This window comes from Streptomyces sp. NPDC034670 (assembly GCF_055574875.1).
This window is the reverse complement of the sequence record NZ_JBVITR010000007.1, coordinates 110,203-120,283: the sequence shown is the minus strand read 5'-3', so window position 1 is coordinate 120,283 and position 10,081 is coordinate 110,203. Positions and strand designations below refer to the sequence as shown.

Annotated in this window: 8 protein-coding genes and 1 tRNA gene; 5 read left to right on the top strand and 4 right to left on the bottom strand. The window is 71.4% G+C overall.

Annotated elements, in window-relative coordinates; all coding sequences use genetic code 11:
• The first annotated feature begins 180 nt into the window (after positions 1 to 180).
• From ACZ56B_RS07790 to ACZ56B_RS07775, 4 genes are read left to right on the top strand one after another with little or no spacing between them, the layout of a single operon-like run.
• Positions 181 to 1,113 (top strand): branched-chain amino acid ABC transporter permease, encoded by a 933-nt coding sequence (locus ACZ56B_RS07790; protein ID WP_468787392.1) that lies wholly within the window; start codon positions 181 to 183, stop codon positions 1,111 to 1,113.
• Between the two features lie 5 nt (positions 1,114 to 1,118).
• Positions 1,119 to 2,945, top strand: coding sequence for a branched-chain amino acid ABC transporter permease (locus tag ACZ56B_RS07785; protein ID WP_468787390.1), 1,827 nt, complete (start codon positions 1,119 to 1,121; stop codon positions 2,943 to 2,945).
• 5 nt (positions 2,946 to 2,950) lie between these two features.
• Positions 2,951 to 3,874: an ABC transporter ATP-binding protein gene (locus ACZ56B_RS07780; RefSeq protein WP_468787388.1), complete on the top strand. Its 924-nt coding sequence runs from the start codon at positions 2,951 to 2,953 to the stop codon at positions 3,872 to 3,874.
• Complete coding sequence (locus ACZ56B_RS07775) at positions 3,871 to 4,587, top strand: ABC transporter ATP-binding protein (RefSeq protein ID WP_468787386.1); 717 nt, start codon at positions 3,871 to 3,873, stop codon at positions 4,585 to 4,587. The genes ACZ56B_RS07780 and ACZ56B_RS07775 overlap by 4 nt, the downstream gene beginning before the upstream one ends.
• 76 nt (positions 4,588 to 4,663) lie before the next feature.
• Here ACZ56B_RS07775 and ACZ56B_RS07770 read toward each other — a convergent pair whose 3' ends face one another.
• The gene (locus tag ACZ56B_RS07770) at positions 4,664 to 5,320 is read right to left on the bottom strand and encodes an ANTAR domain-containing response regulator (protein ID WP_468787384.1); all 657 of its coding nucleotides are present in this window, start codon (positions 5,318 to 5,320) and stop codon (positions 4,664 to 4,666) included.
• Positions 5,321 to 5,424: 104 nt separating this feature from the next.
• Here ACZ56B_RS07770 and ACZ56B_RS07765 point away from each other — a divergent pair.
• Positions 5,425 to 5,497, top strand: a tRNA-Leu gene (locus ACZ56B_RS07765).
• 42 nt (positions 5,498 to 5,539) lie between these two features.
• Here ACZ56B_RS07765 and pyk read toward each other — a convergent pair.
• The 3 genes from pyk to ACZ56B_RS07750 all read right to left on the bottom strand — a co-directional run bounded on the left by pyk (position 5,540) and on the right by ACZ56B_RS07750 (position 10,064).
• Positions 5,540 to 6,997 carry a pyruvate kinase gene (gene pyk / locus ACZ56B_RS07760; protein WP_468787382.1) on the bottom strand — a complete coding sequence of 486 codons (1,458 nt, stop codon included), beginning with the start codon at positions 6,995 to 6,997 and terminating at the stop codon, positions 5,540 to 5,542.
• A 296-nt stretch (positions 6,998 to 7,293) separates the two neighbouring features.
• Entirely contained in the window at positions 7,294 to 8,691 is a 1,398-nt protein-coding gene (locus ACZ56B_RS07755) for a lysine N(6)-hydroxylase/L-ornithine N(5)-oxygenase family protein (RefSeq protein WP_468787380.1), read from the bottom strand.
• A complete protein-coding gene (locus ACZ56B_RS07750; protein ID WP_468787378.1) occupies positions 8,688 to 10,064 on the bottom strand; it encodes a pyridoxal phosphate-dependent decarboxylase family protein in 1,377 nt (458 codons plus the stop codon). Before ACZ56B_RS07750 ends, ACZ56B_RS07755 begins: the two co-directional genes overlap by 4 nt.
• Positions 10,065 to 10,081 lie beyond the last annotated feature (17 nt).

Sequence of the window (10,081 nt, the reverse complement as noted above, 5' to 3'; positions counted from 1 at the left end):
TCCCTCGTGACTCCTAGGGAGGGGGGTGGGGGGGCCACCCCCGGCCCTGCACCCTCCCCGTACCCCCCACCCCCCACCCCCCCCCCCCCCCGGGGGGGGGTGTTTCCCCCCCCCCCCCCCCCCCGGACCCGATTCCGGCCCCATCCGTCGAATATTTCCGAACGTCTCGGAGGACATGCGGTGAACGAACTGCCGCAGCAGCTGGTCAACGGCCTGCTACTGGGATCCATGTACGGCCTGGTCGCCATCGGCTACACAATGGTCTACGGCATCGTCCAGCTCATCAACTTCGCCCACGGCGAGATCTTCATGGTCGGCGCCTTCGGCGCCCTCACGGTGCACCTGTACCTCTTGCCCGACGGCACCTCCATCTGGGTCGCGCTGCCCCTGATGCTGCTGGGCGCCATGATCGTCTCGGTCCTGGTCGCCATCGGGGCGGAACGGTTCGCCTACCGCCCCCTGCGCGGCGCGCCCCGCCTCGCCCCGCTCATCACCGCCATCGGACTCTCCCTCGCGCTCCAGCAGGCCGTCTGGGCCTTCTACCCCGACGCGAAGTCCAAACTGCCCTTCCCCCAGATCGAAGGCGGCCCCTTCAGCATCGGCGGCGCCACCCTGCAGACCGGTGACATCTTCCTCCTCGTCGCCGCGCCCGTCAGCATGGCCTTCCTCGCCTACTTCGTGATGCGCACCCGCACCGGACGCGGCATGCAGGCCACCGCGCAGGACCCGGACACCGCCAAGCTCATGGGCGTCAACACCGACCGCATCATCGTGATCGCCTTCGCCCTCGGTGCCGTCTTCGCCGCCGTCGGAGGCGTCGCCAGCGGCCTCAAGTACGGCCAGATCGACTTCAAGATGGGCTTCATCCTCGGCCTCAAGGCCTTCACCGCGGCGGTCCTCGGCGGCATCGGCAACATCTACGGCGCCATGATCGGCGGCCTGGTCCTCGGCATCGTCGAGACCCTGGCCACCGCCTACATCGCCGACATCCCCGGCCTGCACCAGTTCGGCAGCCAGTCCTGGGCCGAGGTCTGGGCCTTCATCCTCCTCATCCTCGTACTGCTGTTCCGGCCACAGGGCCTGCTCGGCGAGCGCGTTGCGGACAGGGCGTGACACCGATGACCACACAGACCACCGCTTCGACCACCGCGGCCGCCCCCGCCGCGGACACCCGCACCGGCCTCATCGGCATCCCCCCGCACCTCGGCCGCGCCCTCGCCACCGGCGGCAGCGCCCTCGCCGTCGCCTCCACCTTCCTCGCCTGGACCTGGACCGCCGAATTCCCCGGCGACCTCACCTACTACGGCTACCCCGGCGGACTCCAGGTCCTCGTCCTCGTCGGCGGCGCACTCGCCACACTGTTCTCACTCGCCTCCTACGGCGTCAGAGGACTGCGCTGGCTCACCCCCGCCGGCGCCGACGCGGCCGTCAAGTACGCCGCACTCGGCACCTTCGCCACCGCCTGGTACACCCTCCTCGCGATCAGCTTCCAGCTCGGCGGCCTCGTCAACCTCGAGCCCGGCGGCTACCTCGTCGCGGCCGCCACGCTCACAGCCCTCCTCGGCGCCCTCGCCCTCCCCTTCGAGCGGCCCGAACCCGACCCCATCGACCCCGACGAAACCGGCTGGGAACGGTTCAAGCACGACACCGGCCACCGCTGGGCCACCCTCCGGGCGGCCTTCGCCTCCGGCAGCCCGCGCCCCGTGCGCGCCCTGCCGTCCTACGCCGAGATCCTGATCATCGTCGCCGTCCTGGCCCTCGCCCTGGTCGTCTTCACCTACGGCATCGGCACCGAGTACGACGAACTCTTCGTCGGCTTCCTGATCACCGCCGGCTTCGGATTCAGCGCCCTGAACCGCTCCGGTCTGATCGCCCACGTCTCGCAGATCACCGCACGGCACCAGAACATCACCGTCTGCGGCGCCTTCATCGCGGCGGCCTGCTTCCCCTTCACCCAGACCGACGACCAGTACGCCACCCTCGGCGTCTACATCCTCATCTTCGCCACCGTCGCCCTCGGCCTGAACATCGTCGTCGGACTCGCCGGCCTGCTCGACCTCGGATACGTCGCCTTCCTCGGCGTCGGCGCGTACGCGGCCGCCCTCGTCTCCGGCTCCCCCAGCTCACCGTTCGGCGTCCACTTCCCCTTCTGGGCCGCCGTACTCGTCGGAGCCGTCGCCTCACTGATCTTCGGTGTCCTCATCGGCGCCCCGACCCTGCGCCTGCGCGGCGACTACCTCGCCATCGTCACCCTCGGCTTCGGCGAGATCTTCCGCATCGCGGTCAACAACACCGACGGCACCTCCGGCCCGGACCTCACCAACGGCTCCAACGGCATCGCGTCCATCCCGGACCTGAAGATCCTCGGCTTCGACTTCGGCATCCCGCACGACATCGCCGGCTTCACCATCGGCCGGTTCGCCAACTACTTCTTCCTCATGCTGCTCATCACGGCCGTCGTCGTCCTCGTCTTCCGGCGCAGCGGCGACTCCCGCATCGGCCGCGCCTGGGTCGCCATCCGGGAGGACGAAACGGCGGCCCTCGCCATGGGCATCAACGGCTTCCGGGTCAAGCTCATCGCCTTCGCCGTCGGCGCCACCCTCGCCGGCCTCGCCGGAACCGTCCAGGCACACGTCACCTACACCGTGACCCCCGAGCAGTACCTGTTCGCCGGCACCACCCCGCCCAACTCCGCCTTCCTGCTCGCCGCAGTCGTCCTCGGCGGCATGGGCACCATCGCCGGACCCCTCATCGGAGCCGCGCTGCTCTTCCTGATCCCCAACAAACTCCAGTTCCTCGGCGACTTCCAGCTCCTCGCCTTCGGCATCGCGCTCGTCCTGCTGATGCGCTTCCGGCCCGAGGGCCTCATCCCCAACCGACGCCGCCAGCTGGAGTTCCACGAAGAGGCCGACGCGCCCGCAGTCCTGAGCAAGACAGGGGCCTGACCACCATGACCACCGACACCACCACCAAGGACACCGCCCCGGGCGCACCCGCCCCCGGCACCCCCGTCCTCGACGCACGCGGCGTCACCATGCGCTTCGGCGGCCTCACCGCCGTCCGCGACGTCGACCTCACCGTCAACAGCGGCGAGATCGTCGGCCTCATCGGCCCCAACGGCGCCGGCAAGACCACCTTCTTCAACTGCCTCACCGGCCTCTACATCCCCACCGAGGGCGAGGTCCGCTACAAGGGCAAGCTCCTGCCGCCCAAGTCCTTCAAGGTCACCGCCGCCGGCATCGCCCGCACCTTCCAGAACATCCGGCTCTTCGCCAACATGACCGTCCTCGAGAACGTCCTGGTCGGCCGCCACACCCGCACCAAGGAGGGCTTCTGGTCGGCCGTCCTGCGCGGGCCCGGCTTCCACAAGGCCGAGGCCGCCTCCCGCGAACGCGCCACGGAACTCCTCGAATTCGTCGGCCTCGCCGACAAGGCCGACCACCTCGCGCGCAACCTCCCCTACGGCGAACAGCGCAAACTCGAGATCGCCCGCGCCCTCGCCAGCGAACCCGGCCTCCTGCTCCTCGACGAACCCACCGCCGGCATGAACCCCCAGGAGACCCGGGCGGCCGAGGAACTCATCTTCGCCATCCGCGACCAGGGCACCGCCGTCCTCGTCATCGAGCACGACATGCGGTTCATCTTCAACCTCTGCGACCGCGTCGCCGTCCTCGTCCAGGGCCAGAAACTCATCGAGGGCGACCCCGCCACCGTCCAGGGCGACGAACGCGTCATCGCCGCCTACATCGGCGAACCCATGGAGAACGACCCCGGCGCCGCCGAGGCCGCCGAAGTCGAAGCCGCCGAAGCCGCGGCCGAGGCGGAGGCACAGGCCGGCACGGACGCCGCGCCCGGCAAGGAGAACGACCGATGACCGCACTCCTCGAAGTCGAGGACCTCAAAGTCGCCTACGGCAAGATCCAGGCCGTCAAGGGCATCTCGTTCAGCGTCGACGCCGGCGAGGTCGTCACCCTCATCGGCACCAACGGCGCCGGCAAGACCACCACCCTGCGCACGCTCTCCGGCCTCCTCAAGCCCGTCGGCGGCCAGATCAAGTTCAACGGCAGGTCCCTCAAGAAGATCCCCGCCCACAGGATCGTCTCCCTCGGCCTCGCCCACTCCCCCGAGGGGCGGCACATCTTCCCCCGCATGACCATCGAGGACAACCTCCGCCTCGGCGCCTTCCTCCGCAGCGACAAGGCGGGCGTCGAGAAGGACATCCAGCGCGCCTACGACCTCTTCCCCATCCTCGGGGAACGCCGCAAGCAGGCCGCCGGAACCCTCTCCGGCGGAGAACAGCAGATGCTCGCCATGGGCAGGGCCCTCATGTCCCAGCCCAAGCTCCTCATGCTCGACGAGCCCTCCATGGGCCTCTCACCGATCATGATGCAGAAGATCATGGCGACCATCGCCGAACTCAAGGCCCAGGGCACCACCATCCTGCTCGTCGAACAGAACGCCCAGGCCGCCCTCTCCCTCGCCGACCACGCCCACGTCATGGAAGTCGGCAACATCGTCCTCTCCGGCACCGGACGGAACCTCCTGCACGACGAGTCCGTCCGCAAGGCCTACCTCGGCGAGGACTGACACCGTCCCGACCCGCACGACGGGAGGCCCGCACCCCCACGGGGCGCGGGCCTCCCGTCGTGCGGGGAAGGGGAGATCACCCCTTCGACGCCTTCTTCTCCTCCGCGTCGTCGATGACCGCCTGCGCCACCTGCTGCATCGACATCCGCCGGTCCATCGACGTCTTCTGGATCCACCGGAACGCCGCCGGTTCCGTCAACCCGTACTGCGTCTGCAGCACCGACTTCGCCCGGTCCACCAGCTTCCGCGTCTCCAGCCGCTGGCTCAGGTCCGCGACCTCGCGCTCCAGCTCCTTCAGCTCCGTGAACCGCGACACCGCCATCTCGATGGCCGGCACCACGTCGCTCTTGCTGAACGGCTTCACCAGGTACGCCATCGCCCCCGCGTCCCGCGCCCGCTCCACCAGCTCGCGCTGCGAGAACGCCGTCAGCATCAGCACCGGGGCGATGCGCTCCTCGGCGATCTTCTCCGCCGCGGAGATGCCGTCCAGCTTCGGCATCTTCACATCGAGGATCACCAGATCGGGCCGGTGCTCACGGGCCAGCTCGACCGCCCGCTCACCGTCGCCGGCCTCACCGACGACCGAGTAACCCTCCTCCTCCAGCATCTCTTTGAGATCGAGCCGGATCAGCGCCTCGTCCTCGGCGATCACGACACGCGTCGTCATCGGAGGCACGTGCGACTTGTCGTCTTCGGGCACGTCTACGGGCTGGGGCGGCTCGGGGGCGCTCACGTGGGCTCCTTGGTGCGGGGCAGACGGTACTGCTGACAAGAGCGTACCCAGCTGCGGTAAGGTGGGGACACGGCGGGTGACCGCTGACCTTCGTTTCAAAGGGCGCCCCGGTAGCCCAGCGGTAGAGGCAATGGTCTCAAACACCATCCAGCGTCGGTTCGAATCCGACCCGGGGTACTTTTCCTCCGTATCCAAGGTTGCTCTCCGAGAAGCGGATCCTCACCCTCTCGCGCACCCGCCCCCCGGGGTCCTCTCCCCTTCCCCGATCCGGTGGACCCGGACGAGGTTCGTCGTGCCGGGGACTCCCGGCGGGGAGCCCGCCGTGATGACGACCGTGTCGCCCTTCTGGCAGCGGCCGTACCTCAGCAGCAGTTCGTCGACCTGGTCGACCATCTCGTCCGTGGTGTCCACGGGCGGGCCGAGGAAGGTCTCCACGCCCCAGGTGAGGCTGAGCCGGGAACGGGTGGCCGGGTCGGTGGTGAAGGCCAGCAGCGGGATCGGGGAGCGGTAGCGGGAGAGGCGGCGGGCGGTGTCGCCGGACTGGGTGGAGGCGACGAGGAACTTCGCGCCGAGGAAGTCGCCCATCTCGGCGGCGGCGCGGGCGACCGCTCCGCCCTGGGTGCGGGGCTTGTTGTGCTCGGTCAGGGGCGGGAGGCCCCTGGCGAGGATGTCCTCCTCGGCCGCCTCCACGATGCGGGCCATCGTGCGGACCGTTTCGACGGCGTGCCTGCCGACGCTGGTCTCGCCGGAGAGCATGACCGCGTCGGTGCCGTCGATGACGGCGTTGGCGACGTCGGAGGCCTCCGCACGGGTGGGGCGGGTGTTGTCGATCATCGAGTCGAGCATCTGGGTGGCGACGATGACCGGTTTGGCGTTGCGCTTGGCGCGTTTGACGGCGCGCTTCTGGACGAGGGGGACCTGTTCGAGGGGCATCTCGACGCCGAGGTCCCCGCGGGCGACCATGATGCCGTCGAAGGCGTCGACGATGTCGTCGATGTTCTCGACGGCCTGGGGTTTCTCGATCTTGGCGATGACGGGGAGGCGGCGGCCTTCCTCGTCCATGATCCGGTGGACGTCCTTGACGTCGTGCGCGGTGCGGACGAAGGAGAGGGCGATGATGTCGAAGCCGGTGCGCAGGGCCCAGCGGAGGTCGTCCTCGTCCTTCTTGGAGAGGACGGGGACGGAGACGGCGGCGCCGGGGAGGTTGAGGCCCTTGTGGTCGGAGAGGATGCCGCCCTCGACGACGGTGGTGCGGACGCGGGGGCCGTCGACGGCGGTGACCTCGAGGGTGACCCTGCCGTCGTCGACGAGGATGCGTTCACCGGTGGTGACGTCGGCGGCGAGGCCGTCGTAGGTGGTGCCGCAGCCGTGGCGGTCGCCCCGGGCGCCCTCTTCGACGGTGAGGGTGAAGGTGTCGCCGCGCTCGAGGAGCACAGGCCCTTCGGTGAAGCGGCCGAGGCGGATCTTCGGGCCCTGGAGGTCGGCGAGGACGCCGACGCTGCGGCCGGTTTCGTCGGCGGCTTTGCGGACGTGCCGGTAGCGCTCCTCGTGCTCGGCGTGGCTGCCGTGGCTGAGGTTGAATCGGGCGACGTCCATTCCGGCGTCGACCAGGGCTTTGAGCTGGTCGTACGAGTCGGTGGCGGGGCCCAGGGTGCAGACGATCTTCGCTCGGCGCATGGTTTCGACCCTAGGGCTTACCGATGGGTAGTGATTTGGTGGCGCGTGTCGACTCAACGGCCTTCGGGTGAAAGGTCGTTGACGGGTGCTGACGTGTGCGGCGGGTTATTGCGATGAGCATATGGGGAGGGTCGGACACCGGTCGTGGGCTCGCAACCCGGGGAACCTGCTCAGGGGCGTGCTCGGGCGGGGGCCGGGGCGTGCCTCCCCGTGCGCCGTCCCGGCGTCGCCCCGGAAGGGGCCGTTCTTCTCGTTCTCCGTGGTTTTCGTCCGTACGGGTCCTCAGGTCCCGTCCGTCAGGGGGCGAGCCGGGTGGCCCGCCGGGCCGGCGGGACCCGCGGCGTCCGGGGGCGGAGGCCGAAGGTGGTGAAGGCGGTGCGGACGGGGAGGGGGTAGGCCTGTCCGCCGGTGAGGTGGTTGAGGATCGTGGCGCTGCGCCAGGCGGCGAGTCCGAGGTCGGGGGCGCCGACTCCGTGGGTGTGCAGTTCGGCGTTCTGGACGTACACCGTGCCGGTGACGGAGGGGTCCAGGACGAGGCGGAAGTGTTCGTCGATGCGGGGACGGCCGGCGCGGTCGCGGTGGAGGAGGGGGCCGAGGGCGGCGAGGAGGCGGTCGAGGGGGCGCTGCCGGTGACCGGTGGCGAGGACGACGGCGTCGGTGGTGAGGCGGGTGCGGGTGTGCTGCCGGGTGTGCCGGAGGTGGAGTTCGATCCGGCCGGCGGCGGGGCGGCCGGCGCGGACGTGGACGCCGGGGGTGAGCACGGCGTCGGGCCAGCCGCCGTGGAGGGTGCGCCGGTAGAGCTCGTCGTGGATGGCGGCGATGGTGGCGGCGTCGATGGCCTTGTGGAGTTGCCACTGCGCGGGGACGAGCCGGTCGCGGACGTGTTCGGGGAGGGCGTGGAAGTAGCGGGTGTGGTCGGGGGTGAAGTGTTCGAGGCCGAGCTTGGAGTACTCCATGGGGGCGAAGGCGCCGGTGCGGCCGATCCAGTGCAGTCGTTCGCGTCCGGCGGGACGGCGGCGCAGCAGGTCGAGGAAGACCTCCGCGCCGGACTGGCCGGTGCCGACGACGGTGACGTGGTCCGCGGCGAGGAGGGCGTCGCGGTGGGCGAGGTAGTCGGCGGCGTGGAGGACGGGGAGGGCGGGGTCCGCGGCGAGGGGTCTGAGGGGGGCGGGGACGTGGGGTTCGCTGCCGATGCCGAGGACGACGTTGCGGGTGTGGGCGCGGCCGGGGGTGCCTGTTCCGCCGTCGGCGCCCCGCCGGGTGAAGTCGATCTCGAACAGGGCGTGTTCGGGGTTCCAGCGGACGGCGTCGACGCGGTGGCCGAAGTGGAGGGCGGGGAGGCGGTCGGCGACCCAGCGGCAGTAGGCGTCGTATTCGGTGCGGCGGATGTGGAAGTGCTCGGCGAAGTAGAAGGGGTAGAGGCGTTCGCGGTCCTTGAGGTGGTTGAGGAAGGTCCAGGGGCTGGTGGGGTCGGCGAGGGTGACCAGGTCGGCGAGGAAGGGGACTTGGAGGGTGGCGTCGTCGAGGAGCAGGCCGGGGTGCCAGCTGAAGTGGGGGCGCCGGTCGTAGAAGGCGGTGCGCAGGCGGGTGAGGGGGTGGGCGAGGGCGGCGAGGGAGAGGTTGGCGGGGCCGATGCCGATGCCGACGAGGTCGTGGGGGCCGGTGGGGGTGCGGGGGCGGGGGGTGGGGGTCATCGGGGTCCTTCGGCGTGGGTGCGGTGCACGAGGGCGAGGAGGGCGCTCAGGTCGTCGGGGCGGGTGGCGGGGTTGAGGAGGGTGGCTTTGAGCCAGAGCCGTCCGTCGGCGTGGGCGCGGCCGAGGGCGGCGCGCCCGGTGACCAGGAGGCGGCGCCGTACGGCGGCGACGGCCGTGTCGGTGGCGTGGGCGGGCCGGAAGAGGACGGTGCTGATGACGGGCCGGCCGTGGAGGTCGAGGCGGGGGTCGTGGTGGACGAGGTCGGCGAGTTGCCGGGCGTGGGCGCAGGTCCGGTCGACGAGGGCGCCCAGGCCGGTGCGGCCGAGGGTTCTGAGGGTGACGGCGAGTTTGAGGACGTCCGCGCGGCGGGTGGTGCGCAGGGAGCGGCCGAGGAGGTCGGGGAGTCCGGCGTCGGTGTCGTCGTCGGCGTTGAGGTAGTCGGCGCGGTGGTGCAGGGCGGTGAGGTCGTGGGCGTCGCGGACGGTGAGGAGGCCGGCGGGGACGGGCTGCCAGCCGAGTTTGTGCAGGTCGAGGGTGATGGTGTCGGCGGCGTCGAGTCCGGCGAGTCGGGGCCGGTGGCGGTCGCTGAAGAGGAGGGGGCCGCCGTAGGCGGCGTCGATGTGGAGGCGGGCGCCGTGGGTGGCGCAGCGGGCGGCGATGTCGGGCAGGGGGTCGATGAGGCCGGCGTCGGTGGTGCCGGCGGTGGCGGCCACCAGGACGGAGCCGCGGGGGCCGGACAGGCGGGTGAGGGTGTCGTCGAGGGCGGCGGGGTCGAGGGTGCCTGCGGGGGTGGGGACGACGACGGGGTCGGGCAGGCCGAGCAGCCAGGCGGCGCGGGGCAGGGAGTGGTGGGCGTTGGCGCCGTGGACGAGGCGTACGGCGCGGTGGGCGCGTTCGCGGGCCAGGAGGAGGGCGAGCTGGTTGGCCTCGGTGCCGCCGGTGGTGACGAGGCCGTCGGCGTGACCGGTCTCGCGGGCGAGGGCCCGGGTGAGGAGGGTTTCCAGGGCGGAGGCGGCCGGGGCCTGGTCCCAGGAGTCGAGGGAGGGGTTGAGCACCGAGGCGGCGAGGTCGGCGGCGGCCGCGACGGCGAGCGGCGGGCAGTGCAGGTGGGCGGCGCACAGGGGGTGCGCGGGGTCGGCGGCGCCCGCGGCGAGGGCGTGGACGAGGGAGCGCAGGGCGTCGGGGTCGCCCCGGTCGGGCAGGGGGTCGCCCAGGGCGGCGCGGACGGCCGCGGTGACGGTGCCGGGTCCGCCGGCGGGCAGGGGGCCGCCGCGTGCGCGGGTGCCGGTGTGCAGGGCGTCGAGGACGGTGTCGAGCAGGGGCCGCAGGTGGTGGGGGCCTCGGGGGCCGGACGCGAGGGGCGGCGTGCGCATGGGCTGTCCTCCGGGGG

Coding starts and splice junctions, on each gene's coding strand:
- ACZ56B_RS07785 (WP_468787390.1), top strand. CDS start 1,119: ATGACCACACAGACCACCGCTTCGACCACCGCGGCCGCCCCCGCCGCG.
- ACZ56B_RS07750 (WP_468787378.1), bottom strand. CDS start 10,064: ATGCGCACGCCGCCCCTCGCGTCCGGCCCCCGAGGCCCCCACCACCTG.
- ACZ56B_RS07780 (WP_468787388.1), top strand. CDS start 2,951: ATGACCACCGACACCACCACCAAGGACACCGCCCCGGGCGCACCCGCC.
- ACZ56B_RS07775 (WP_468787386.1), top strand. CDS start 3,871: ATGACCGCACTCCTCGAAGTCGAGGACCTCAAAGTCGCCTACGGCAAG.
- pyk (WP_468787382.1), bottom strand. CDS start 6,997: ATGCGCCGAGCGAAGATCGTCTGCACCCTGGGCCCCGCCACCGACTCG.
- ACZ56B_RS07755 (WP_468787380.1), bottom strand. CDS start 8,691: ATGACCCCCACCCCCCGCCCCCGCACCCCCACCGGCCCCCACGACCTC.